This is a genomic window from Dokdonia sp. Hel_I_63 (assembly GCF_007827285.1).
In the GTDB taxonomy this organism is placed as follows: Bacteria; Bacteroidota; Bacteroidia; order Flavobacteriales; family Flavobacteriaceae; genus Dokdonia.
The window spans coordinates 2,720,068-2,746,545 of the sequence record NZ_VISD01000001.1 but is presented as its reverse complement, the minus strand read 5'-3'; the positions used below and the strand labels follow the sequence as shown (position 1 = coordinate 2,746,545).

Annotated in this window: 23 protein-coding genes and 1 tRNA gene; 4 read left to right on the top strand and 20 right to left on the bottom strand. The window is 36.6% G+C overall.

The window, feature by feature from the left end:
* Window positions 1-38: 38 nt before the first annotated feature.
* The gene (locus tag JM84_RS11950; RefSeq protein ID WP_144784525.1) at window positions 39-1,295 is read right to left on the bottom strand and encodes an alpha/beta hydrolase-fold protein; all 1,257 of its coding nucleotides are present in this window, start codon (window positions 1,293-1,295) and stop codon (window positions 39-41) included.
* Window positions 1,296-2,549: 1,254 nt separating this feature from the next.
* Here JM84_RS11950 and ltrA point away from each other — a divergent pair.
* Window positions 2,550-3,818 carry a group II intron reverse transcriptase/maturase gene (ltrA, locus tag JM84_RS11945; protein WP_144783505.1) on the top strand — a complete coding sequence of 423 codons (1,269 nt, stop codon included), beginning with the start codon at window positions 2,550-2,552 and terminating at the stop codon, window positions 3,816-3,818.
* A gap of 57 nt (window positions 3,819-3,875) precedes the next feature.
* Here the strand turns inward: ltrA and JM84_RS11940 are convergent, their stop codons facing one another.
* The 14 genes from JM84_RS11940 to JM84_RS11875 all read right to left on the bottom strand — a co-directional run bounded on the left by JM84_RS11940 (window position 3,876) and on the right by JM84_RS11875 (window position 19,313).
* A complete protein-coding gene (locus tag JM84_RS11940) occupies window positions 3,876-4,931 on the bottom strand; it encodes a hypothetical protein (RefSeq protein WP_144784522.1) in 1,056 nt (351 codons plus the stop codon).
* Between the two features lie 711 nt (window positions 4,932-5,642).
* Window positions 5,643-6,119, bottom strand: coding sequence for a cupin domain-containing protein (locus JM84_RS11935; RefSeq protein WP_144784513.1), 477 nt, complete (start codon window positions 6,117-6,119; stop codon window positions 5,643-5,645).
* Between the two features lie 686 nt (window positions 6,120-6,805).
* On the bottom strand, window positions 6,806-7,681 hold the full coding sequence (locus tag JM84_RS11930) for a DUF6575 domain-containing protein (protein ID WP_144784511.1): 876 nt from the start codon (window positions 7,679-7,681) through the stop codon (window positions 6,806-6,808).
* Window positions 7,678-8,097, bottom strand: coding sequence for a hypothetical protein (locus JM84_RS11925; protein WP_144784509.1), 420 nt, complete (start codon window positions 8,095-8,097; stop codon window positions 7,678-7,680). The genes JM84_RS11930 and JM84_RS11925 overlap by 4 nt, the downstream gene beginning before the upstream one ends.
* A gap of 726 nt (window positions 8,098-8,823) precedes the next feature.
* Window positions 8,824-9,555 carry a PIN domain-containing protein gene (locus tag JM84_RS11920; protein WP_144784507.1) on the bottom strand — a complete coding sequence of 244 codons (732 nt, stop codon included), beginning with the start codon at window positions 9,553-9,555 and terminating at the stop codon, window positions 8,824-8,826.
* A complete protein-coding gene (locus JM84_RS11915; protein WP_144784505.1) occupies window positions 9,542-10,198 on the bottom strand; it encodes a hypothetical protein in 657 nt (218 codons plus the stop codon). Before JM84_RS11915 ends, JM84_RS11920 begins: the two co-directional genes overlap by 14 nt.
* A gap of 424 nt (window positions 10,199-10,622) precedes the next feature.
* Window positions 10,623-11,144, bottom strand: coding sequence for a hypothetical protein (locus tag JM84_RS11910; RefSeq protein ID WP_144784503.1), 522 nt, complete (start codon window positions 11,142-11,144; stop codon window positions 10,623-10,625).
* Window positions 11,145-11,509: 365 nt separating this feature from the next.
* Window positions 11,510-11,583, bottom strand: a tRNA-Thr gene (locus JM84_RS11905).
* Between the two features lie 58 nt (window positions 11,584-11,641).
* Window positions 11,642-11,908 (bottom strand): hypothetical protein, encoded by a 267-nt coding sequence (locus JM84_RS11900; protein ID WP_013751747.1) that lies wholly within the window; start codon window positions 11,906-11,908, stop codon window positions 11,642-11,644.
* Between the two features lie 105 nt (window positions 11,909-12,013).
* The gene (locus JM84_RS11895; RefSeq protein WP_144784500.1) at window positions 12,014-12,712 is read right to left on the bottom strand and encodes a DUF4369 domain-containing protein; all 699 of its coding nucleotides are present in this window, start codon (window positions 12,710-12,712) and stop codon (window positions 12,014-12,016) included.
* 50 nt (window positions 12,713-12,762) lie between these two features.
* Window positions 12,763-14,013, bottom strand: a complete 1,251-nt coding sequence (locus JM84_RS11890) for a DUF819 domain-containing protein (protein ID WP_144784498.1) — start codon at window positions 14,011-14,013, stop codon at window positions 12,763-12,765.
* A 109-nt stretch (window positions 14,014-14,122) separates the two neighbouring features.
* Window positions 14,123-16,315: a DUF5916 domain-containing protein gene (locus JM84_RS11885; protein ID WP_144784496.1), complete on the bottom strand. Its 2,193-nt coding sequence runs from the start codon at window positions 16,313-16,315 to the stop codon at window positions 14,123-14,125.
* A gap of 56 nt (window positions 16,316-16,371) precedes the next feature.
* Entirely contained in the window at window positions 16,372-18,276 is a 1,905-nt protein-coding gene (locus tag JM84_RS11880) for a peptidase M61 (RefSeq protein WP_186439127.1), read from the bottom strand.
* A 77-nt stretch (window positions 18,277-18,353) separates the two neighbouring features.
* Window positions 18,354-19,313 (bottom strand): alpha/beta hydrolase, encoded by a 960-nt coding sequence (locus JM84_RS11875; RefSeq protein ID WP_186439126.1) that lies wholly within the window; start codon window positions 19,311-19,313, stop codon window positions 18,354-18,356.
* A 152-nt stretch (window positions 19,314-19,465) separates the two neighbouring features.
* Between JM84_RS11875 and JM84_RS11870 the strand changes: the two genes are divergently transcribed.
* Window positions 19,466-20,239 carry a S1/P1 nuclease gene (locus JM84_RS11870; protein WP_144784490.1) on the top strand — a complete coding sequence of 258 codons (774 nt, stop codon included), beginning with the start codon at window positions 19,466-19,468 and terminating at the stop codon, window positions 20,237-20,239.
* Here the strand turns inward: JM84_RS11870 and JM84_RS11865 are convergent.
* The 5 genes from JM84_RS11865 to gcvT all read right to left on the bottom strand — a co-directional run bounded on the left by JM84_RS11865 (window position 20,228) and on the right by gcvT (window position 24,665).
* Window positions 20,228-21,115 (bottom strand): helix-turn-helix domain-containing protein, encoded by an 888-nt coding sequence (locus JM84_RS11865; RefSeq protein ID WP_013751754.1) that lies wholly within the window; start codon window positions 21,113-21,115, stop codon window positions 20,228-20,230. The genes JM84_RS11870 and JM84_RS11865 overlap by 12 nt on opposite strands.
* A 519-nt stretch (window positions 21,116-21,634) precedes the next feature.
* Entirely contained in the window at window positions 21,635-22,234 is a 600-nt protein-coding gene (locus JM84_RS11860; RefSeq protein ID WP_144784488.1) for an alpha-ketoglutarate-dependent dioxygenase AlkB family protein, read from the bottom strand.
* Window positions 22,235-22,582, bottom strand: a complete 348-nt coding sequence (locus JM84_RS11855; RefSeq protein WP_013751756.1) for a hypothetical protein — start codon at window positions 22,580-22,582, stop codon at window positions 22,235-22,237.
* A 64-nt stretch (window positions 22,583-22,646) separates the two neighbouring features.
* The gene (locus JM84_RS11850) at window positions 22,647-23,462 is read right to left on the bottom strand and encodes a sugar nucleotide-binding protein (protein ID WP_144784485.1); all 816 of its coding nucleotides are present in this window, start codon (window positions 23,460-23,462) and stop codon (window positions 22,647-22,649) included.
* Window positions 23,463-23,573: 111 nt separating this feature from the next.
* Complete coding sequence (gene gcvT / locus JM84_RS11845; protein WP_144784483.1) at window positions 23,574-24,665, bottom strand: glycine cleavage system aminomethyltransferase GcvT; 1,092 nt, start codon at window positions 24,663-24,665, stop codon at window positions 23,574-23,576.
* Between the two features lie 188 nt (window positions 24,666-24,853).
* Here gcvT and JM84_RS11840 point away from each other — a divergent pair, with 188 nt between their 5' ends.
* Together JM84_RS11840 and JM84_RS11835 are read left to right on the top strand one after the other, a co-directional pair.
* Window positions 24,854-25,102, top strand: a complete 249-nt coding sequence (locus JM84_RS11840; protein WP_144784481.1) for a hypothetical protein — start codon at window positions 24,854-24,856, stop codon at window positions 25,100-25,102.
* Between the two features lie 84 nt (window positions 25,103-25,186).
* On the top strand, window positions 25,187-26,374 hold the full coding sequence (locus JM84_RS11835; RefSeq protein ID WP_144784479.1) for a hypothetical protein: 1,188 nt from the start codon (window positions 25,187-25,189) through the stop codon (window positions 26,372-26,374).
* The last annotated feature ends 104 nt before the right edge of the window (window positions 26,375-26,478 follow it).

The window sequence follows — 26,478 nt, the reverse complement described above, 5'->3', positions numbered from 1 at the left end:
TAGTTGCTAGCAGAGCCGTCTACTCGATTAGCCTTTCGTTATTTTTTATTTAGAGCTTCAATTCTTTCTTTATAGTAATCGTCACCACTTAATTCATAGGCCTTGTTTAAGTATTTTAAGGCATTCTCTTTATCGCTTTGATATTCATAGTACTCAGCCATAGAATCATAAGCATTTGCACTTGTTGGATTATACTTAATATTCATTTCAAAAAACATGAAGGCCTTTTCAGGTTGTCCCATTTGCATATTCATGTAGCCATAGCCATTTAACATTTCATCTATCATTGGTGCAGTAGGAACACCAAAATGTTCGGTATAAATTTGTTCCTGCACCTTCAATAGCGAAACCAATTCTTCTATAGGGGTTTCTGGGTTATTATATTTTTGAGGTGATTTAAATTGATACCATTCAAAAAGAAAAATCAGCCCATCTCTTATTGATGGTAAGGCAACTGTACCATGTAAATCTTCATTATAAACTTTCCATGAAAAATTTAATCCATTCTGTTTTTGAGATTTAGTATAATTTGAAAATTCAATGATTGAACGCGCAAACAAAGTAAATTCTGAAGAGTCATCCATAATATTCTCCATGTTTATTTCTTCATTCCACATATGTAGCTGCTCTGCAGCTAAAGACACAAAGAGGGACTTGCCTTCATAACTTTCTGTACTCAGCTTTTGTTTTGCCTCCTTCAATAATTTTTGGTCATCCCAATCCAAACTTGGATCTATGGCTATATAGTTTTGAAAGAGATGTTTATGATTAATCAACATATTTATAGTAAACAATCCGGCATAAGAATGTCCAATTAATGTACGATAGTTCATAGTTGGATACTTACTATCAATATATGGGATGAGTTCCTCCTCCATAAATTTAGTAAAGATTTCTGCACCTCCAGTTTCATCGTTCATTGCACTACCGCGTCTCATTTTTATCTGCGAAGTAGTTAAATCTCTTATTCGGTTGTTGCGATTAGAAATCCCAACAAGTATCATATGTGGCAGGTAATGCCCCCAATAATTACCATAAACAGCTTCCAAAGTACTTTCTAATGAAAATCCATCAATTAGATAAATCACGGCATATTTTTCATCACTATCTGGCCGAAAATTATCTGGTAATCTTACCCAAAAGTCACGGCTTTCACTTAAAGTTTTAGAAAATATGGAATCTACTATTCGATTTTGAAATTGCTCTGTTTGGGGAACAGTTGTTTGTGCAATTGCATGTTGATTTACCATTAAAATTGATCCGATAAGTATAAATAAGTAGATGTAATATTTCATTATTTTTTTTGGATTTAAATATAACTCTAAATACACAAGTTAGACTCAGAATTTATATTGGTTATTAGTTGTTCATAATGAAGGCTAACAGGCCACTGCATAAAGCGAGTGCGGCATTTTGCTGATTTGCTTTAATTTGCGGTCTTGTTTGTTTGATCTAAATATACAATGAATTTTGGAGTTGTGCGCCGCGCGTGGAGCTTTCAAACTTGCCTCCGACGAGCGCAGCGAGAGGAAGGCACAACATTCGCTTTATGCTGTAGTTCTTGCATCCGACGAGTGAGTTACGAGCGAGAGGAATGCACAGGTTGCAACCACGTCTCGAGCTTTCTATGCTTTAGATTTATTCTTTAGACATTTTTGAGCCCTGCCTCCGAAGAGCATAGCGAGAGGAAGGCATCAAAGAACCGCTTAGTCACCTCATCACCGTTTATCAATAGAAAGACACCTAGAGCTTTAAAATCCTAGCGGATTTACTCTAACTTGATCTATACCCAACTCTTCGATATTTCAACGACTTTAGATGTATTCTGATTTTGAAGTGGAGCCATACGACGGCGGGAATTTGCAAGTATGCTACTGCCTTGGATGTGGCTTATCTTGAGTTGAAAAACATGTCCTTTGGCAATCAGCCGTCCACGTTGATGTATAAGGAAAGTTGCGTCTTTGTGTGCGAGGATTTTCCGAAGGAAAATCAGAAGCAAGCAAACGAGCAACTAACTTTGGTTTAGCTAAAACTAGCAATTTTTTTTATACGGTGTGTGTGCCCAGTATGGGCATCTTTAGACTACTTATTAAAAGTAGTGTATTTATCTAGAGGGTGCAAGTCCCTTATGGGCAGGGGTAACGCCTTGAACCATTAGTAAGCTGCAAGGTTGCTAGTTGTGAAGCTAGGACTGAAGAAAGCAGGACTACAAATCTTGGTACTGACGAACAGGAACCGTATATGAGGCATAATTATTTGGGTAAGCAAGCACATCATTGTTACGCTCTAAATAGTATCAAAAGGGTAATTATGTAGATACGGCAGGGATTGAGAGAAAGAAGATGTTCTTACCTGGGGAGGTCTCTATAACCACGAGTTGGTCTATTAGAGAAGTCAGCAGAAGTCATAGTAGCTAAAGCCTGATATTTTAGTGAAGGACAGAACAATAATTGTCTTTAATGACCAAAGGAGTTGTTTTATGTTACGGATAGTTTTCTAGTAAAACAGTAGCCTTCGATTAAGCGAGATAGCAATTCAAATTATGAGTATTGATTAAACAAGTAACAAGTAAAAAGAACCTAAACGAAGCCTACGCGCGAGTGTATCGTAACAAGGGATCTGCTGGAGTGGATAAGGTTCATATTAAAGAGCTAAAATCTATACTACAGATTCATGGAAAGCAATACGTTTCGCACATAGAAAGAAAGCGCTATCAGGTGTCTCCTATATTAGGTGTTGAAATCCCAAAAAGCAATGGCAAGAAACGATTACTCGGTATTCCTACAGTTGTTGATAGAGTATTTCAGCAGGCATTACATCAAGTATTGCAACCTTTATTTGAGCCAGACTTTCAAAAGCATAGTTACGGGTTCAGACCACAACGTAATGCCCATCAAGCCACGGCACAAAGCCTTTTAAATATCAATGCTGGTTTTCAAGATATAGTAGATATAGATTTAAAGAGTTTCTTTGATGAAGTATCACACTGTATACTTCTAGAGTTGATTTACAAAAAGGTACAGTGCAAAGCTACGATGCGGTTATTGCGTTCATTTCTTAGAGCGCCTATACTGATTAACGGTCGATTACAAAAACGCAGAAAAGGCGTTCCTCAGGGTTCGCCATTAAGTCCATTGCTTTCTAATATTCTGCTCAATGAGCTTGATAAAGAATTAGAGCAACGAGGACATCGTTATGTAAGATATGCCGATGATTTTAGTATTTACGTTAAAAGTAAAGAGGCTGCAAAGCGTGTAGGTAACAGTATCTATAAGTATTTGCGAGACCACCTCCAACTTCCCATAAATAGGGTAAAGAGCGGTGTGCGGAGACCTTTAGATTTCCAAGTATTAGGCTTTGGATTTGTGCCAACGTATAAGAAAGGGGAAAAAGGGAAGTATCAGCTCGTGGTAACTAGGTCTAAATGGCAAGATTTTAAGTCAAAACTTAAATACCTGACCAAAAAGACGATACCTGCAAGTTTTGATGAGCGTATCAAACGTATCAACCTATTAATACGTGGTTGGATAAATTACTTTAAACCTGCCTCCATTCAGTCGAAGCTTAAGAAGCTAGAAGAATGGCTAAGGAACCGATTGAGGTACTGCATATGGCATCACTGGAAGAAACCAGAACGGAAGCGTAAAAACCTAATCCGTTTAGGAGTAAACTTAGACCACGCCTATGCTTGGAGTCGCACAAGAATGGGAGGATGGGCAGTCGCTCAAAGCCCTATACTAGGCACTACAATTACTATTAAACGGTTAAAAATGAGAGGTTATGTTAGTCTAATCGAGTACTATAATCGAGCTGTATAATTATTGAACCGCCGTATACGAGACCCGTATGTACGGTGGTGTGAGAGGCGCACTCTGCTAGTTGCTAGCAGAGCCGTCTACTCGATTAGCAAACGTATTTTTTGGCTTGTTAAAAATGTGTAGGGTATAATCTGAGTCCGAAACATAAATCATCTTACTGTCAATTTTAATTACGCCAATAGATTTAACATCTTCGTTTTTTATTTCTAACTCTTTATAATCAATTAGTTCTTTTGTTTGCAGATTGACTACTCCAAAAGTACTTCCCCTATCTTCAGTAAAAAACAAATTGCTCTTCTCAATCTGATATCTAGCAGATGAAAGAAAAAAAGTTTTCTTGTAGTTCTTATTATCAGGGTTAAAATAAATCTCTTTATCTAAAACGGACAAGCAATTAGTTAAATCTATTTTTTCTACATTGAACGTCATCGGATTAAGAATTTGAACGGTCTTATCAAAGACACTATATATTCTATCATCAAATTTAGTAAGCCATCCTCCAAACTCATCACTTTGCCAAAGTATTTGTCCAGTTTCAGCATTTAAGCAATAAGTTGATTTGTCAGCTGTTGTTCTCGACCTATCAAATAGAAAAAAGAATAATCTATTACCTATTACTTGGGTATTACCATAAATACTCGCGTTTTCATTATGTAATAAATCTTTAAATTCTCTTTTCCAGAAAGATTTGCCGTTAAATGGGTCATATAATTCAATAAAATTTGCAATTTTAAGCGCGTAATTTTTATAACTCAATGAAGGATAATAAGGTTCAATATTAATTGTACTTATTTGACTATTCCTTAAGTTAACTTTAATGGTTTTTTTCTCTTTTTTGATCTTTCCTAATTGAATAAAAAAATCATTAAAAAAAACTGCTTTTTTGGGATTGAATGTACCATTTAATACGATTTTTATTTCCTCTTGAAAAAATACGAGTTCCCCCTTTTTTTTAATGAATAATTTAGAATCAATAATAGAAAAAAGTTCAATATTATTTTCTAATACTTTTTCATTATAATAATCAATTAATTTGTCTTCTGTTTTTAGAATCAATGAATTTTTATAAATACCAAAATTGTATACGTTTGGAACTTTTTCAATTCTAATCATTTCGTGTTTATATGTTTGCTAACAGGCCACTGCATAAAGCGAGTGCGGCATTTTGCTGATTTGCTTTAATTTGCGGTCTTGTTTGTTTGATCTAAATATACAATGAATTTTGGAGTTGTGCGCCGCACGTAGAGCTTTCAAAAATGTCTCATTCGCTTTATGCTGTAGTTCTTGCATCCGACGAGTTAGGTACGAGCGAGAGGAATGCACAGGTTGCAACCACGTCTCGAGCTTTCTATAATTATGATGTACAAATAAAGACGTTTTTGAGCAGTGGCCTGTGGACGGCTGATTAGTAGGGTGGGAGCTTTAAAATCCTTGCGGATTTACTCTAACTCGATCTATACCCAAATCTTCGATATTTCAACGACTTTTGAGGTGTTCTGATTTTGAAGCGGAGCCATACGATGGCGGGAATTTGCAAGTATGCTACTGCCTTGGATGTGGCTTATCTTGAGATGAAAAACATGTCCTTTGGCAATCAGCCGTCCACGGTTTAGCTATGAACAGTACGGGGGCAAACCAGCGTTTGCTTTCCGCCACGCACATAGCAAAATCTTTTTGTTTTGTTTTATTTTTTTCTGTTCAAAGCAAAATCCCAAAGATTTTGCGGAGTTTATAAAAATACGCAGACCTTAGCGTTTAAGCTTAAGCCCCCGTATTGTTTATAGGTGTTGTTGTACGCTGGCATTTCCGTCCGAGTGTGTTATTTCAATTACCCTTTAGTTTTTCGGCTACTTCATCATAATACTCCTGCGTAACTACTTCAGTCCAAGAAGTTGGTTGTCCACCACCATATAAAGCTAAATATGTTACATCACTAAATTTGGTAGAAGAATGCCAATGTTCAATGTCTTTCTCACATTTAATTACATCGCCTTTTTTCAAAATTACAGGCGCAGTTCCTTTCTCCTGATAATATGCTTCTCCATCTACAATTATTAAGACTTGCGCAGTTCCATGTTTATGCCAGTTCAAGGTCGAGTTAGCTTTAAAAGTTGCTTTTGTAATATTATAACCCAATTCCTCATCATCGTGGATAATAGCATTCAACCAAGCTTCTCCGATATAGTGAGTATTTGGCGCTTTTGTTCCATCTGTTAGATATGAGGATACCTTGTAATTTGAGTTTTGGGAAAATACAGATAAAGAGGTTAAAATTAATAGGAGGAAAATTGATTTTTTCATTTTCTTGATGTTTAAATATTTCTTGTTTGTTCCGCTTTTCATGCTTGCGTACAACAGGCCACTGCATAAAGCGAGTGCGGCATTTTGCTGATTTGCTTTAATTTATGGTCTTGTTTGTTTGATCTAAATATACAATGAATTTTGGAGTTGTGCGCCGCGCGTGGAGCTTTCAAAAATGTCTCATTCGCTTTATGCTGTAGTTGTGGCTGGTTGCAACCACGTATCGAGCTTTCTATAATTATGATGTATAAATAAAGACGTTTTTGAGCAGTGGCCTGTGGACGGCTGATTGGTAGGGTGGGAGCTTTAAAATCCTAGCGGATTTACTCTAACTCGATCTATACCTAACTCTTCGATATTTCAATGGCTTTTGAGGTTTTTTGATTTTGAAGCGTAGCCATACGATGGCGGGAATTTGCAAGTATGCAATTGCCTTGGATGTGGCTTATCTTGAGATGAAAAACATGTCCTTTGGCAATCAGCCGTCCACGGTCGAGTGTATGAAAAGTAGCGCTGAAAAAGTGCGCTAACCATTCAATTAAACTCAAGCCGAATTTTTAAATTTTTCTATTTATCTTTCCTTTCTCAAATAGCCAAATTTAAAAATTTGGCGACCTCAAAAAAGTGTCCAAACCCTTGTGTTGGCAACTGCTCGGGCTATATTTTATATACAATGTTGTGTGTAGTTAAACTTCATCCAATATGTTCTGAACTTCTGTCATCAACTTATCTTCTTGGGATAGTTCTTTTTTCCAGATATCAAATGAATGTTTAGAATTTGGATTTCGTTTTACAACCTGTATAGTTATATAAATCAGTTTATTGTAAACATCCATATTTCTCATTAATTGAGGAAGGTGGTTTTCATATTCCAAATATGTTTTATTTAAAGCAATTTCGAGTTGATTAAAGTATAAATCAGTAGTTATTGGATTTATCAAGGCATCATTAGATTTATGAATTAAATACTTGTAAATTCCAATTTCACTATGATTATTATATATAATGCTTATCGGTGCAAACCAATTTTCGATATTAAATTGAGATTTGAATTTCCAAACTTTTATGTCATTTGGATTTCTTTTTAATTCAAAATTTCTAAATGTTCTATGGCTTTTTATATTTCTATGAATTTTGAAAACTTTTGAAAATTCTTTCTTCATATTAAGAGCATATTCCTCAGCATATTTATCTACAAATGTTGAGTTTTTAGCAGGTAGATATTCTTCAGGAATATTTTTCTGAGAAGAAATATAAATTCTCTTATAATCTAAATTTTCATTAATATCTACATAATATACAATTTGACTATCATTTTTAAATATTAATTCTCGAAGAGTATACTTTTTTGATAAATACAAATTTAATAGATATGTATCTGTGGGTATAATTAACCAACGATTATATTTCTCATCGTTATCAACCCACAACATCAAAAATTCGTCGCCTGAATTATCATAAAAATGGGATAAAAATGGACCATCATAAAATAAGATATCTCCTTTTTTATGTAACTCAAAATCTAATTTGCTAACCTTAATAGCTTTTTCTAAATTTATCATAACGGTCTTATAATTTTGAAGTTTGACTTTAATTCGTTTTTCTTAGCAAAATGAAAATTAAAATGACCATTATTTTCAATTTCGCCAGCCAACCCATCATTATCTTTTATAATTCCTTGTGCAATATGAGTGCCAAGTCGTTTTTTAGCATTTTTTACAACAGTTGAAAGATAGTCAAAATGTTTTTGACTATTCGCTTCACTATCGTGAAATGATAACGCATAATAATCACATTTCTTGCTATCGCTTTTATTATTCAAAACTTTCGGATTTTTATCTGCCTGTGATAGAAAATTCCTTTGGTCACTAAGTTCAGAAAACACCCATCTAAAACAGCTTAAATTTTTTTGTATGTAATTTGCAGGTGGACAACCAGTAACCAGCTCCTCATACTCTTTATTATGATGAAATTCCATATTTTTTTATTAATTACTCACAACAGGCCACTGCATAAAGCGAGTGCGGCTCCCGATAGCTATCGGGATTGCTGGGTAGCCTGTATTTATATGTTTATTAATTGATTGTCTAAATATACACTTATTTGTGGTTCTGTCGCCGCGCGTAGAGCTTTCAAACTTGCCTCCGACGAGCGCAGCGAGAGGAAGGCATAATATTCGCGTTATGTAATAGTTCTTGCATCCGACGAGTGAGGAACGAGCGAGAGGAATGCACAGGCGCAACCACGTCTCGAGCTTTCTCTAATTATGATGTGCACTTTAGACATTTTTGAGCCCTGCCTCCGACGAGCATAGCGAGAGGAAGGCATCAAAGAACCGTTTAGCCACACCATAACCGTTTATCAATAAGAAGACACAAAGAGCTTTAAAATCCTTACGGATATACTCCTTACTTGATCTATACCCAAATCTTCGATATTTCAAAGACTTTTGAGGTGTTCTTATTTTGAAGCGGAGCCATACGACGGCGGGAATTTGCAAGTATGCTAATACCTTGGATGTGCTTATCTTGAGATGAAAAACATGTCCTTTGGCAATCAGCCGTCCACGTTGTTGTGTACGGTTAGTTTCGTGGTTAAGCAACTAAGTTAGTAAACATTTACGAACCCGTGAAAATTCCGCAGGAATTTTCACAAGTAGGCTAGAACCAAGCAATTAATTATACACGGTGTTATGCACAGGTATTTAAAGTTTTAAATTTACTTCTTCTAATTTTGAACAGCAAATAAAGTCTACCATTGAAGCCTCTGTAAGTAGAGTCGCATAAAATTGTAATGGTGTTTTACCTTTGTCAATAAAATCAGCGGTATTGACGGAATAAAAAATCTTATTGAAATCATCTTCAGGTAAGTTTACTGTATTTACTCTGTCGGATAATAAAACCATAGTTTCCCAAACAGCACAATCCTTAAATTCATTTTTTTTATTAGCAGGTGCTTGTTTTAAAGCTACTCGTTCTAAAGCTTTATCTGATATTTCATCAGTTTCAATGAAATGAGTTTTTGAAATAATATCATCAGCAAGTCTTTCTAAATCAATGAGTAAATTTTTATCGTGAATTGTTTCGGATATATATGTTGATGTATTTATTTCATTTATTGTTTCAATACAATTATTGTGATATTTCCCTGTTAGAGCCAACGATTTTTTCATTTCTTCGATAACATCGCTTTGATGATTATTCCATTCTATAATTGTAAGGCGAGAAGCAACAGAGTGTAATGAGTCTGATTGAATTAGACCATTAATTTTATTCAAAATTCTATATGACTCTGCATTACCTTTTCGATAAAGAAATCGTATTATTTCTAATAAAGAACAAGTATCCCAAAAAATAATTGGCTGTTTGTTAGTGTTATAAATAGTTGAAACAAAATCATCTATAGATATAACAGCTCTTCCGTTAATTTCGCTCATAATTCTTCAAGAGATTTAATGAGTATTCAAATTCTAAGCCTAATCGATTAGCCATATCACTATCCCAACCATTTTCTTCTAACCAAAAAATGAGTTCATCTACACCTATTTCGATGTCATTTCTAAAAATTATAAAAATGAATTCACACCATCTTTTGAAGTCAAATGGATGTGTGTTACCAGTTGTTTTATTTGCTCCTATTGAAAAAGATTCTAATGCACTATATGCCTCTTCTCCAATTGTATTTATTAATTTCTTTACTGGTTCACTAACGACAATTTTTGCATTAAACTTTTCTCCTAAATCTTTAATGAATAAAGTATAGAATTCGTTGAGAAGAAAATTGTATTGGTCAAAATCTAAGCTATTCCTTATAAGTGGTATGATATTAAATACTTCAAGAAACCCATTGTAATCCCAAAGCCAAACAGCTCCTTTTATTTCTTTATTACCATATTTGTATTCAGTAGTTTCAACACAAAGAATTTCCTTTTCCTTACTGAAAGTGTTTTTTTTGTAGTTATCCACAAAATCTTGTCTAATTTTCCATTCTGATTTTTCAATTAGATTTTTTAAATCTTTGATGAAATTTAGATTTTCAGAATAATCTAAATGTATTTCTAAATTCTGGTATGTTTTCATTTAGCGTTCTATTTTTCTTTACTTGTGCACAACAGGCCACTGCATAAAGCGAGTGCGGCATTTTGCTGATTTGCTTTAATTTATGATCAGGTTTGTTTGATCTAAATATACAATGAATTTTGGAGTTGTGCGCCGCGCGTAGAGCTTTCAAACCTGCCTCTCTCATCATCGACGAAGGAGTTAGCGACTGAGAGAATGATGCTGGATGAGATTTATAATAAGGCACAACATTCGCTTTATGCTGTAGTTCTTGCATCCGACGAGTGAGGTAAGAACGAGAGGAATGCACAGGCGCAACAAAGTTTCGAGCTTTCATTACTTTAAATGTAATCTTCAGACATTCTTGAACAGTCGGCAGTACTTTGCATTATTATGGTAATTAAAAACCTTTATTTTATGCTTTTTAATTTTATCAAAGATATCTCTATTTCTTGGCTAATGAATCTATTTTTTTTGATGGTGTCTCATCAAAATTTACTGATTTGAAATTTGAAATCGAATCTTTGAAAAAGTCAAGTTCAATTTTTAGAGAATCATATTGAGTGTTTAGAATTTTATTCTCACGACTTAATGATTGATTATCAAAATGTTGGTAAACAGTAAATAAAAATACTATGAATGCAATCAGATATCCAACCCAATTATTATTATACCATTCCGATTTTTTTTCTAGTTTTTGAAATTTCTTAAAGGACTTTTTGGACAATTTCAACTTTTTTCCTTTTTCAGTCAGTTTGCACCACCCATCTTTTGTTATTGGAACAAACAAGTCGTTGTTTTTTCCAAACAATTTTATTTCGTCAATTTTATTTAGAAAGGATTCTTCCTCTTCTTTAGATTCAGGATTTATGTATTCGAAAATGATATTATTAACGCTGAATGTGTCGAAATCATCAATATCATTGATTAATAAATCTATATATTTTATAATCTCTTTATCTGTCATTTTTTAAATATAGTACTATAGTCCGCAACATAAAGATAACTCCACTCGAAATTACTATGATAATCACTATTTTTTTTTGCTTTATGTGTAGTCTTTAAAAATTAAATATACAATGAATTTTACAGCTGTGCTTTTATCGAGAAGGTCATAACTGCACTTATTTATAAATGGTAGTATGATCATTTATTTAAGTAGTTATTAAGGCACTTAAAGACAGTCTAGGAGATTATAAGAAGAGGAAGGAGGGAAGTGTCTAGTTCGGCTTTTATGAGGTTATAATATCACATTTTCGCGAAAGCGTACCACACCACATCAAGAACTTGTATAAAACAAAAAAGGCCTTCTAATAAAAGAAGACCTTTTTGAGCCGATGGAGGGACTCGAACCCACGACCTGCTGATTACAAATCAGCTGCTCTAGCCAGCTGAGCTACATCGGCATTGCGGGTGCAAATATAATAGCATTTATTATATATGCAACCCTTTTTTTGAAAAAAATTATAGCTTATTAATACGGTCTATAAGTGCCTGCCCTTCCTTCTCAAGATCTACACGTACTGCCACTAGATTTTTACCTCTATTCTCTACTTTACGGTCGTTTACTTTTGTAATTAAAGTGTCAAAAGTTGCGATAGCATCATCTATAATCGCTTCACTTTCCTTTCTGTCTGCCTTAGGATTAAGTGCTTCCCAAACATATACTGCGTCAATGATGTCACCTAGTACAAAATTGATATCCTTTTTTAAATCTCTAATATTTGCCATTGTTCTAATTTTGACTGCAAAAGTAGTTTAATTTATAATCATGAACCTTACATTTTTATGTAAAATCACGTCACACTTATAATAGTAAGTACAATCTTAGGGTGCTTACTGTTTCTTGCGCTCCTCTATAAGCTTCTTGAGCTGCTTCCCGTATTTAGAATTTCTAGTTTTTCTAGGGAAAGTTTTATATAAAGTGTCTAGGTAAGGAGTGGTAGCATCTGGTATCTGGGTCATTACAAGGTAAGGAGCAATCTCAAGTTCCTTGTTTGTTGTTGCAAAGTTACCCGTGTATAGATACTTTCTTTTAAGTAGTTGCTGTAAAGAATCATCATAAGCAAGAATCTCTTCTTGATCATCTCGCTGTCTAGCGTTAAAAGAACCTTTTATAAGATCAAGATTCTTATCATTAAACTGCTTGTTCATATTTTTAAACTGTGTCCAGTGCATCTGGTTCTCAGATCCTGTTACAGCAGCAAATCCTTCAAAGTTTTTGAGAGAAGTAGTGATATTAATAATACCAGCCTCTGCAAAGAAAGGAATACGGTCATCATAACCAGACTCATCTGCCTTATCAAGATGTAAGTAATACACCTCTGGTTCTTTGACATCAAGTATAAACTCAAATTCTGGCTCACCATCTATTACTAGTGAGTCTAGATTTACAAGCATGGTGTCTTGTATATGCTGTACATATAAAGTTCCTTTTTTAAGACCTTTTACCGTTCCAGTGACTGTAAGATTTCCTGTTTTTGAACATGAAACCATCAAGATGCTTAATAAGAGAATGTATGCTATTTTATTCATAATTGGTTTTAATTATAGACGGCAAATATGCTACTATTTTACATATAATACTAGCCCGCAGCTGCCATTTCCATTAAAATTGTACAGAGTATAGCGCCATAAGTTCCCACCACATAGCCAAAAACCGCTAGCAACACACCCACACTAGCTAGCGACGGGTGAAACTCTGCCGCAACAATAGGAGCAGAGGCTGCCCCGCCCACGTTTGCCTGGCTTCCCACAGCAAGAAAGAAAAAGGGCGCTCTTATAAGTTTTGCCACCAGTATGAGGAGTCCCGCATGTATACCCATCCACACAAAACCTATGGCAATAAGCCCTGGGTTTTCAAAAATAGTGGTGAGATCCATTTTCATCCCTATACTCGCAACAAGTATGTAAATAAACACACTGCCTATTTTACTTGCACCAGCACCTTCATAATTTTTGGCTTTTGTAAACGAGAGTAAAATCCCTATCGCAGTAGCAATTGTAACCATCCAGAAAAAAGTAGAGCCAAAGGATGCAAGCGCAGAGTCCTTTGGGATATCAGAAAATAAAGCGCTCATACCACCGGCTCCCCAGTGTGCAATACCCACCGCGCCAAAGGCAAGACCCAGCATAACCATAAGATCAGAAAGCGTCGGGTTTCTCTTCACGCCTTCGGCAAAGGTGGAGACGCGTTCCTTGAGCACCTCTATCGCACTATTATCTGCATTAAGCCATTTATCTATGCGGTTGCTTTTACCTATACCTAGTAAAATTATGGCCATCCACACATTTGCCACCACAATATCTACCAGCACCATACCACCGTATTTTTCTGGATTGTATTTATAAATCTCAAGCATCGCAGCTTGATTTGCGCCACCGCCTATCCAGCTTCCCGCCAGAGTAGAGAGGCCACGCCATATGGCATCTGGTCCTGCACCACCTACTGTTTCTGGTGATACGGAAGCGATGAGAAGTATCGCTAGCGGGCCACCTATCACAATCCCTATCGTTCCTGTAAAAAACATGATAAGTGCCTTAGGGCCTAGGTTTACAATTGCCTTAAGGTCTATACTAAGCGTCATAAGCACCAGCGATGCGGGTAGCAAGTAACGACTCGCCACATAATAGAGTTGGCTACTCTCTGCATCTATCAGCCCCAGACTATTAAAAATCGCAGGGATGAGATAGCATAAGAGTAGGGCAGGTACAATGCCGTAAAATTTCCCCCAGAAGCCTGTCTTCTTACTCGAGGTATAAAATATAAATGCAAGTGCAAGCGCAATGAGGCCAAAAACAATGGCGTCATTTGTAAAATAAGGTGTGTTTTCCATAATAATGTGGGTAATTACGCTTTCGCGAAAATGGGATCACTTTCACTTCGAGAAACATAAAAAATAAACTAAGGCTTACCGCCAAAGGAATCCGAAAATACCAAAATCCCTATAAATATAACCAGTAAGTAAGTTTTAAATTAATACTCCGGAAGCGAGGAGCAAAGGTGGTATCTGTAAAATAGTTGTCATTATACACCAAAAATAAGTCTGAAAGTGGGGCAAATCGCCATTGCAAGCGTGAGTTAATTCCAAAGTTATCTTGCAAGGTGCTGTACTGTACAAGCGTATTCCAGAACAGGTTTTTACTAAAGGTCACATCCACCCGTGGGCTTACAAGCCAGATGCGATTATCTGCATAAGGAGCAGGCAGGTCTATGTTGTCATAGCGGGCGTTTATCCCTAGCACAAGTTTAGGTTGCAGGCGCAAGGTAGCTTCTGCTCGCAAGGTGAGTATCTCACCGTTAAAAAACTCGCCGTAGGTTGTATTTGCCGTGTAGTAAAACTTCTTGCGCTGGTCAGATTTGTACTCGACTTCTAGATTGGTATAACGGTACTCGCTTCCTTCTGGTAATTCTAGTCCGTCAGATCGCGATGGGTCAAAGCTGTCAAAGAGTTTTGTGTAGCGCGTTCTAGGTTTTGCACTCAGGCTGCTGGTATTTTTAAACTGGGCTTCCCACTGTGGCGAGAGCGTGCGATCGCCAAGGGTAAAAGCGACTTCTGGTCGCCATACAAAGAAGGAGTTTAAAGAAAATATGTGTCTATTGATTGTTCCCCCTTTCGGGAAAAAGAGCCTTTCTACCTTACTGAAGTTCCTGAAGATATCCTTGCGAGGTATAAAACCAAGCTCTGAGTTGAAGTCTTCATTTATAAATAGCGTAGCGCTCGTCGCGCGCCAGTTGTTTTTATTGTACTCCATGCGTGCCCCGCCAGAGTAGTCCTTACTATCAATACCTGGAGTAAAAGATTTATGGAGATAAAATTTACCATTCCAGCTATTGTCTTTATTGGCTAGGTTATAATCAAGACCTATGAGTCTGTTGTATTCTTCATCAGGTTGTACAAAGGCAGCATTACTAGTATTCTGCTTGTTTACAAAAATCGCACTTATGTTTGATCTGCTAAAAACGCTGTGCTGTAAGGCAACCACTGTGTTGTTTGTTGCCGCAATCTCAATGGGTTCGTCATTTTCCGTTTGCATATTGAGTATACCTACGCGTAGCTTGTTTGTGAGCTTACCGCTTAAGCGGGCACCTGCTACAATATTATTCTGCACCGTGTTTCCATCAAGATCTTCGGCTATGCCTATACGCCTCGAGAAAAAAGGATTTGCCGCCCCAGGATCACCAAAATCTGCAAAGAGGTCACTGTTTTCTATAAAAAACTGCCTGCGTTCTGGCAATCCCACCTCAAAACGAGAGAGGTTTGTAATGGCGTTATCTACCTCTACTTGGGAGAAGTCTGGATTGATAGTGACATCAAGATTAAGACTATTGCCTATCGTAAAGCGAGCATCGCCGCCCACTTTGATCTCGGTAAAGTTGTCGTCTAGTTCCCTGTCTTGCCCAGCAATGGCATTTACATAAGGAATTATAGAAATAGGACTTTTTGAGCTACCTAGCGGTTTCTCAAAAACCATATCGCCCATGTAAGCTAGATTAAAAATATTCTGATTCTGCGGTATTTGTATCCACGTGTTTCGCGAGTTATCTTGGGTGTCAAACTGGTAACTATTAAAGCGCCATCGTGTTTCGCCTTCTCTATATTTAAAGGCGCTCATGGGGATTGCCCACTCACAAACGTAATAGCCGTCATGTACCGTGGTTTCTCCCACCCACTTGGTATCCCAGCTAGTGGTAAAACCTCTCAAATCTTTTCCGCCGCCAGAGACTAGCGCTTCCCTGCGCACGCCAGCAGGATTGGAACCAAAAAGAAACGCGTTATTACCATCATTAAAGGTGTCAAACATTAAGGTGATATTATCACTTCCGCCTGCTCTAAAGTCACGGCGCAACGATGGGACTATATAATCGTCGCCCTGCGCAGAGACTTTGATTCCTACATACAAGGTTTTGTCATTATATAAAAAACGTATCTCAGATTGATAAGGTGCCTGTATGGTATCTGTAGGGAAATATTGCCAGAAGTTTGTTGCTGGAACTGCTTTGTTCCAGGCAGTTTCATCAAGTACACCATCTATCGTAATAGGTGTTTCTATAAAGGATACACCTACTTCTTTGGTTTGAGCGTAGTGCGCTGTACTTACTCCCGCAAGGAGTACACAGAGTAGCAATTTATACATCAGGAATGGTTAGTTCACCCGAATGTATCAAAAAAATGTCTTGTAAGCGATAAAACTTAAGAACCTTTTAGCCACTTTTCACGTAGAACTTGCTCTAAGCCATCGTCGTACGTCTCTAATTCTACCAGTGTGGCCTGCAGAGTTTGTGGCGTAATAATCGTTCCAGAAAGTTCCACTTCTTCACCATTTCTTTGTACCGTCATAGTAATGGCGTCGCCTAATTTCCAGCTATTTGAGATTGTTATTAAATCGTATACGTTAGAAAGATCATAAGCAGTTCCATTTACTGCGGTAATCACATCATTGCCTTGTACGCCCAGCGCAGTGAGAAATGTATTGAGATTTCCTAGAAGTATATAAATGGTATTGTCTTCTTTGTTTCCATTAATATAAGGACGTTTCTTTCCTAACAAGAAGCCCGTGTCTACTAGTGTAGTGCTATAATCAAGTCCTACTAGGTCAAAAAAGTCTTTGTACTGTATTGGTTGGGTACCTATCACGTGGTTTGTAAAGAATTCGCCCACTTCAGGGTAGGTGAGTTGGGTGATTTGCGGGATCAGGTTACTGTCTTCAAAAGGTCTGTGAGGTCCATACTGATACGTAAGCTCCTTCATAAGGTCGAGAACACCACGCTCGCCATCACTGTTTTTACGCATAAGAATATCAAGACACATCCCGATAAGGGCTCCTTTTTCATATACATTCCCATAATTTGATGCATATGGCTCTTCAAGTATGTTTGTGCTCATTTTAGTAAATGACATGGCATCATCATATCCTTTTGCGTTGCTTATTTTTTGAACGAGTGTGTTGTAAAAATCTTCTGGAGTAACGAGTCCTTGCTGCACTTGGAAGTGCTGAGCAAAGTACTCCGTAATCCCTTCATACATCCATAAGTGCATGCTCATCTCAGGATCATTATACTTAAATTTATGAATCTGCGTAGCATGTAAATTAAGCGGAGTCACAATATGAAAAAACTCATGTGATACCACATCTACCATAGCTGCATCGAGATTTTCTTGTGGCATAGCTTCAGGAAGTACCACCACCGTAGAGGTGTGATGTTCTAGCGCTCCTAGATCTTGTGCGTCATCTGCTTCGCCTGTGGTAAAGTATAGTAAGATTGTATAATGATCTGTGGCATTAAAATCACCTAAATAGTTTTTTTGCGCTTTCATCATACGCTCTATGTTGGGTCTAAGGCTTGACGCTTTTACCGTTCCAGTAGGACTGTATACACTAAGCTCAATCGTAATATCATCTATAGTAAAAACCTCTTTGTTAGGGACATTATACATGATAGGATTATCTACAATATCAAAATAGCGATTGCCTTTATAAGTATCTGTAATTCCTGTATTCCCAAAATCCTGCGCTACATACAGTGAGTCTGCAAAGCGTGGAAGGCTAGTAGTAGCCTCCATAGCTTCTGGTCTATTAATATCTACATAATACGGCATTTCCTCTTGATCTTTAAAATATCCAAGAATTCCATGTAGATTGAGCATAAACTGCTCGTTCTCTTTAAAATTAGTCCCCGCAGGAGAAAAAATAGTGTGTTCTGCCTCTACATCATAAGTGTCATTTACGTAGTAATCAATGTAGTCTAGGTTACTAGCATTTTTTATGTCCCACGTATTATCTGAAGTTTTGGTGACCTTTAGCTTTTTTCCAAAAGTTCCATAGGCAGCCACACTATCTATAAACTTCCCATAATCATCATCAGAGTAAGTGCCAGGCACCGTCTCAGGAATGTAAAAAGTTGCTACTTCTTTATATATAGGTGCAGGTTGTACGCGTACTTTAATACGGTCTTCGCTCAAGCTTACAAGATCTATGGCACTACGGGTGAGTTTATTTTTTGGAGCTATTTGGTGAGAACTAGCAAGGGGTTTATTGAGAATATCACAACTCATCATAAGTAATGAGCAAGCAATAACATAATAAATCTTTTTCATCTTGAAGATTGTAAACATGAGTGACTGTTAGTAGTCAAATGTAGTAATTCTATCTTATCTAGGTGTTTTGTATTGTACTAGTGCGTTGTGATAAACCCAGCAACGGTACTTATTAACTCTTCAGCTAGGGGAAGCTTTGTATTATTATAAGACTTTGTGTTTTCTAGATCATCACCATCTATTATTCTAAGGACGTGATTCATCCCTTCTATGATGGCAAGAGTTGCTTCACTATTACCTTCTTGTAATAAAACGGCTTCCTCTTTAGAAGTCTGTATGTCGTTTGTACCATTAATAATGAGAGTTGGAATAGTAAGATGTCCTATTTCAACTTTTGGATCGTATTGCATCCAGCTCGCCATAAATGGTTGCACAGACGGGCGAAAGATAGAAGTGAGAGCAGGAGAGTAATCTTTTACACGTCCTTCTTTTTTGAGCGTACTAAATGCACTAATAGCTTTATCCTTAAGATCTGGCATTTGTAATCCTATCTGATGGATAATAGATTGATCTATTGATTGCCCAGATCCAGAGAGCGAGATAAAACCTTGTACATCTGCACGCTGGGCTGCTACCATTCCTATAAGCGAACCTTGTTCATGGCCTATTACATATAGCTCTTTAAAACGTCCTTGTTGTTTTACATAATTTATGGCAGCTACCGCATCTTCTATAAACATATTAAAATCTAGACGTTCTTCTTGCAATGCGTTTTTCTTGAGAAGGGTGAGTACGCGCTTGTCATATCGTATGCTTGCTATTCCTTCCTCTGCTAGCGACTCAGCAAGAAGTTTGAGGCTATTGTTACGAATCATTTGCTGGTTGCCATTGCGATCTGTAGGTCCTGATCCAGGAATGATAATCGCAATTTTTGAGGTAGGAACTTCAGGAGTAAGTAAGGTGCCATACACCATGTCACTTATACGCACATCACTGCTGCCGCCATATTCTTGCGCGATAAGCACTTGTTGTAAAAACCCAATGAATAAGAGGGTTAAGAGTAATTTGGTTTTAGTGAAAAAAGTATATGTAATCATAAGGAGGTTTATTATTGCCATGATAAAGATAGTGTAGTTTCACTCTTCCCGAAATGAATGCGGGACGAGTTTCGCGAAAGCGTATCTATTCTTAATAGTTTTATAACACGCAACATAGAAGTTTCATTGTACATTTGGCAAAAAAATATTCAATGCGTATACTTATTTCACTATTATTAGTTTTTGTATTTACATCAAACGTCGCTGCTTACGACTGGGGAAAGACAGGCCACAGAACAACAGGAGCCATTGCCGAAAAGTACCTATCTAAAAAAGCAAGAAAAGCCATCGCCGAAATACTTGATGGCGAGTCTCTAGCACTAGTATCTACCTATGCAGATGAGATTAAAAGTGATTCTCAATATAGAAAATACGGTACACAACATTATGTAAATGTACCTTTTGATAGTACCTATGATGTACACCCTAAAAATGAGAGAGGTGATATTATTACAGGAATAGAATCATGTATAAATGTTATAAAATCTGAAACTTCAACTAAGGAGGAGAAGGCTTTTAACTTACGCATGCTAGTACATTTTATAGGAGATTTACATCAGCCACTTCATACCGGTATAGGAGAAGATAAAGGTGGAAATGATTTTCAAGTACAATGGTATAATGATGGGACAAACTTACACCGTGTGTGGGATACACAAATGATAGAAAGCTACGGTATGAGTTATACCGAGCTAGCGGATAACATGCCTAAGATTACAAAAAGGCAACGCGAGGCAATGGAAGCGGGCACCTACAAAGAGTGGATGGAAGATAGTAGAAATCTTGTAAAAGATATTTACTCAAAAACTAAAAAAGGAGATAAACTAGGCTACCGTTATATGTATGACTACTTTGATACTCTTAAAGGTCAGCTACAAAAAGGAGGTGTGCGCCTAGCTCAACTTCTTAATGAGTTACTTGGATAAAGTAAGATTATTTTCTAGTTCTTCATCTTCCTTAGATTTAAACTGTTTTGGAGTCATCTCATTGTATTTTTTAAAAATTCTAGTGAGGTGACTTTCATCTGTAAAACCTAATTGATAGGCGATCTCAGACACTGTGAAGTCAGTGTTTTTCAACCTGTACTTTACAAGGTGTAGTTTATACATAATAATATAATGATGTAGAGAGTCTCCTGTCTTCTTCTTGAAGTATGCACTTAACCCACTACTTGTCATAGATAATTTTTCTGCAATAGCTGCTACTTTCATTTTATCTCTATCATATACATGTTGTCTTATGTAGTTTAAGATATCGTCTATGGTAGTATGTTGATCTCTCTTAGACTTCAATGCTTTTGGCTTTAAGTCACGGGTAATATTTCGAGCAATAATACTTAAGGTAGTACTGACCATATTAGAGATGTTGTGCTTGTAAAACTCCTTGGCCATTTCATACTCTAGAACAATGGCATTGTGTATTTGCCAAATAAGCTCCTTATCCGATTCTGCAGTGACTACATCACCAGGCATAAGATTAGGATGTTGTATAATACGCTCTATACGGTGTAACCAGTAAGACCTATCTGGCAGATTCATCTTACTTGAAAATAATGATTCTGTAAATTGAAAGTAACAGAATGTTGTTACTTCATTTATTTCAAACCAGTGAGTATCGTCTGGGGCTATTAGAAAAATATCACCTGCGTTGTAAGAGATGATAAACTCATTGATAAAATGCTTTCCTTTTCCTTCTTCTATAAAAATAATTTCAAAATAAGTGCGTTTATCTTCGTCTTGATGTCTGTCTAATTTCTTGAATTTCTTTATTAGAAAAGTATCTTGTAAACTGAATCTTTGCATGTGGTTGGGGATTAAAGATTTGATACTCTATAAGATACAAACTTATTTTAAATAAACATTTAGCTAAACATTAAAGTTTTTTAAATATTGTACAATTAATAATTAATTTTATACAAGTTAAAATATACTATGCACGCATAGCTTTGCATCAGAATTAAAGAAAGAAACTACAGAGGTGCTGTGAAGTTTTGTTTTTAAGGTTAGTTTGTTGGTTTTTTTTTAGACATGTGTTAGAGTGAAGCATGATGTCTTGAAGTTTCATATACAGCACCTCTTTCTTTCTGATTTTAAAAGACTTTATACAATTTTAAACAGTCGCGTTTTGAATGTTTATTGTACAAATTTTGGCCTTAGGAGACTTTTTACATTGATGTCGAGTAACCCCTAGATTACTAACAGCGAAGTATCTTCTAAGGCTTTTTAAAAAACATACGGCTTTCACCCCTAATTGAACAATGTTCCTTCATGTAATGAGAAGCTTTTTCAAAAGCAAGCGTTTCCCCTAAACGTTTGCTTTTTTTATGCGATAATTCTAAAGGTAAGATTGATGCGAGGAGCTACTTTTTTTGCTGTTTTAGGTATTTGGTGATGCCAGTTATGCTGGGTGCTTCCTCCCATAAGTAGTAAGCTTCCAGGCTCGAGAATTATTTTAGCTTGCTGAGTTTTATCAATCTTGTTTCTAAATTTAAATAGGCGAGGAGCCCCGAGACTTACAGAAGCAATTATAGGATTCTTACCTAATTCTTTTTCATCGTCTGCATGCCACCCATTACTGTCATTTCCATCACGATACAAGTTAAGTAAACAAGTAGTAAAAGTAACACCTGCAATAGCCTCTACCTGTTTTTTAATAGCTTGTAATGCAGGAGTAAATGGTTCAGGTACCATCGTAATATTAGAATAAGAGTAGGGTTTTGCATTAGAACTATAAAGAGCTGTGAGTCTTGGTTGCGGGTATATTTTACCAAAAACCTTAATGTCATCATGACGCCACGAGATTTCTTCTAGAAGCGTTTTATAATAAGATGCTGCCTCTTCGTCTGTAAGCATGTTTTTATAATAGGTAACATCGGCATCCGGAAGATCAAGTGAATATGGCTCTTGTGGAAATAATGACATCTATAAATATTGATAAGCCCAATAAATTAATCCTAGTTGTAATGGTAAACGCATCCATAATGCCCAAACGGGAAATTTACCCTTGAGTTTCTCATTACTTAGCATATCGATATGTACTGTAAAAAACACAATGAGCATCGCAATAATTCCCCATGTCGCTATAACTCTGGTCTCTTCAAAGAGTAATCCTACGCCTCCAGCAACTTCTGCCACGCCACTCCAAAAGACCATTGCTTTCTTTTTAGGAATATATGCAGGCATAATAGCTCCATATACTCGAGGTTTTATAAAATGCATGACACCCGCAAGGGTATACATAATAGACATAACGTAAAAATGCCAAGGCATAAGCTGTAAATTAGGGTGTTTTATAAAGGTACAACTGTGAGTTGAAAAATAAGAAAGATGTTTCTTAAAACTCTGCGTTGTATTTTCTGCTACCTGCTACAACACCTTCATTAGTTACCTGCAAATGCTTAGGTAATTTATTGTCTCTGGGTAAGACCGCGAGGTAACGATCAGAGTTACTAGTAAATACGTTTTTATACATAGGTTTCCTATTGAGGTCTAGCATAATTACTAACTCATGGATAAATTCTTTATGATGTATAAGATCTGTACTTCCTAAGTGAAAAATACCAGATAGTTTTCTATTAATAATATAGTGTACCTGCTGGCAGAGTTTAGTATCTGTAGTAGTATTCATTACCAAATGCGGAAACACTTCTATGGCATCTCCTAGTAATAATTGGTTTTTGAGCTCTTCAATTCTAGGAGAACCCACACCAAAAACCATAGGCAGTCTCACAATCGCATATTGTGACTCTGGTAGATGACGCATTAAGAGCGTCTCTATTCTAATTTTTAGTTTACCATAGATACTTTCTGAGAGTGTCTTGTCATTCTCATAACTAGGGTAATTTGTAAAAGCATCAAAAACATTTGCACTAGAGATAAATACAATACGACAGCCAGATTCTTGAGCATAAGCGATCATAGATTCATGAGCCTCTAGCTGGTCGCCAAAAGGACCTCTGAGTGCCGTTATAATTACAGATGGCTTTATCTTGATTAGCACTTCATACACATCATCTTCTACAAGATCAAATCGCACATAGTGCTGGTTATCACTGTATATCTTGCCAGAGTGATAAGTGCCATAGGTATTGTAGTACCTATACAATTCCTTGTACAAAGCACCTCCTAGAAAGCCACTAGCGCCTAGTATTAAAACTTTATCTTTTGATTTTTTAAATGCGATAACTACAATTTTTCAAATAAAAAACTCCCGAATTCCAAAAGTTAGTCCTTTGGAATTCGGGAGTAGCTTTTCGGTTTATTATCCTTTATAGAAAGGTGTCTTTACAACGGTTGCAGGTACTAGATTCTTACGTATTTGTATGAAAATTTTTGAGTCCGCTTTCGCGAAAGCGGTATCTACATACCCCATACCTATTCCTTTATTTACAGAAGGGCCCATAGTACCAGATGTTACGTGACCAATCTTATTACTATCTGCATCTACAATATTATATCCTTGACGTGGAATTCCTCTTTCAGTAAGTTCAAAACCTACAAGTCTCTGTTTAAGTCCCTGTTCTTTTTGAGCTTTTAAATCCTCACTGTTTACAAAATCCTTAGTGAATTTTGTTACCCAGCCTAAACCAGCTTCAAGTGGAGAAGTGCTGTCATCTATATCATTACCATAAAGACAATATCCCATTTCTAAACGTAATGTGTCACGAGCAGCAAGACCAATAGGTTTGATTCCCCAGTCTGCGCCAGCTTTAAAAACATTTTCCCACAGTTGTGCAGCATCTTCATTTTTACAGTAAATCTCAAAACCACCACTACCAGTGTACCCTGTAGCACTAATAATAACATTTTCAATACCTGCAAAAGGCGCCACCTCAAACGTATAAAATTTAATACCTGCAAGATCTACTTCTGTAAGCGATTGCATAGCTTCAATAGCTTTAGGTCCCTGTATAGCAAGAAGTGAGTGACCTTCAGAGATATTACGTAGCTCTGCATTAAAACTCTTTAGTGTATTTTGAGTTTCTAGCCATGCCCAATCTTTATCGATATTACTCGCATTTACTACAAGCATGTATTGATCTTCTTTAATACGGTATACAATAAGATCATCTACAATTCCTCCTGTGTCATTAGGAAAACAGTTATACTGTGCTCCGCCCACGTTTATTTTTGAAACATCGTTAGAACAAACCCATTGTAATAATGATAGTGCATTTTCTCCAGACACAAGAAATTCACCCATGTGTGAAACATCAAATACACCAACACCATTTCTTACGACGTCGTGCTCTGCATTTACACCTTCATAAGAAACTGGCATATTATAACCAGCAAATGGGACCATTTTTGCACCTAGCGATTCATGTACTTCAGTTAAGGCTGTATTTTTCATCTTTATTATAGTTCTTTTGGTTACACAAATGTATGAAAAGGTGGCAGTTTGCGAGGTAAATAAAAAGTAAATTATCGATGTAATACCGCAATAAACGACGTCCGTGGCAATATGCCTAATAAGCATATATAGCATCTTCTGTTATTTAATTAATAATTAAATTTGAAGGTTATGCTACAGTAATGATTATGAGAAATATAACCGTTCTTTTTTTACTTGTCTTGTTACCAGCTCTTGCGTGGTCGCAAGAAGGAATTATATGGGAGAAGAGATTAGATACGTATCCTGTAGATAGAACTACGGAGGCTCAATTAACTACAGACGGTGGTTATATTATAGGTGGACATACTAATAAGAAAACCACATTAGACCAGTATGCAACTGCAGAGACAGATGTCTGGATGGTCAAGCTAGATGGAGAAGGCGTTGTAGACTAGGAGCGGCTGGTAGCCTCAAGAAATAAAGCCGTACTTAAAAGAATTTTTCAGTCGCCAGAAGAGGCTAAGCTCATTAGATCTACAGTGATAAATGCAGATAGTTCTGCAATTATAAATACAGACGAGTTTGCGATTTCTCAAAATCCTGAATCACCACAAAAGATTCAATCTAGAATGGTGCGTTCAAGTAGATCAAGTTATAAAACACTAGAAGATAGCTACAGTGACCCTACATTTTTAGAACAAGAAGTTACTGAAATAGAAGTTACAGCGTCCAAAGATGATTTGTGGAGACTACATCTTGACCCAGCTTTACAGATGAATTGGAATAAAAATCAGCTTGCTGGTACGGAACGTAAGTTACGTAGTGTTACTACCGCTGCCTCTGGAAGTACACTAGCTGCAGGATATACGACCAAAGCTATAACTGACGACGCTACTACCTTAGGCGATAAAGATTTTTATGTAGCAAGTTACGGGAAGACAGGAAATCTAGAATGGTCTACCACTATAGGTGGAGCAAAAGACGATCAGATTGTGAAAACTATTGCCACTCAAGATGGAGGTTTTATACTGGGTGGTATCTCTGAGTCTGGAATAGGAGGAACAAAAACTACTAAAAATCTAGGAGGAACAGATTGGTGGGTGGTTAAGATAGATAGTCATGGTAATATATTGTGGCAGCGTAGTTTTGGAAATTTTACAGATGATAAGCTTACCTCGCTACAGGAGCTAGATAATGGCGATATTCTACTAGGAGGCACAAAAGCAATTATAGCAAAAAATCAATACCGTACAGCTCAAAATGGCGGAGTTACAGAAGACTTTTCTATTATTAAAATTAATAAAGTAGGTATCGTAAGATGGGAGCTAGAACTTGGTGGCTCTGGTAAAGAATATCTCACAAGTGCTTTACAAAAGGAAAATAACGAAGTAATCATCTCTGGTATGAGCTATGCCGACTCAGACAATGCTAATGGACAAGAAGAGGAGGTAAGTGATATCTGGGTGATTAATTATGGAATTAAGAATCTCGAATCTTTTGATGAAATGTTGAAGAAAAGATTTGGGAAAAAGCGCACAGTGTTTAGATCAAATGCTGCAAAACGTTTCAACCGACTTGAATATTACGACGAGCAAGGTAATCTTCTAGATACAAGATATACCTATAAAATTAAGCGTCTTGCCCTGAAACACGCAGAGATTGTAAAAGGCACAAAATACATACGAGTACTCTCTGGGAATACAGCAGCAATTGTAGATTGGGATTAATTACCTAATCCGTTCGTAATCATATGTGACGTTTGATGACTGTTTTGAGAACACCTCAGTATTGATGCCATTGGCTATAATTATTTTAAAAGATAGTGTTCTTC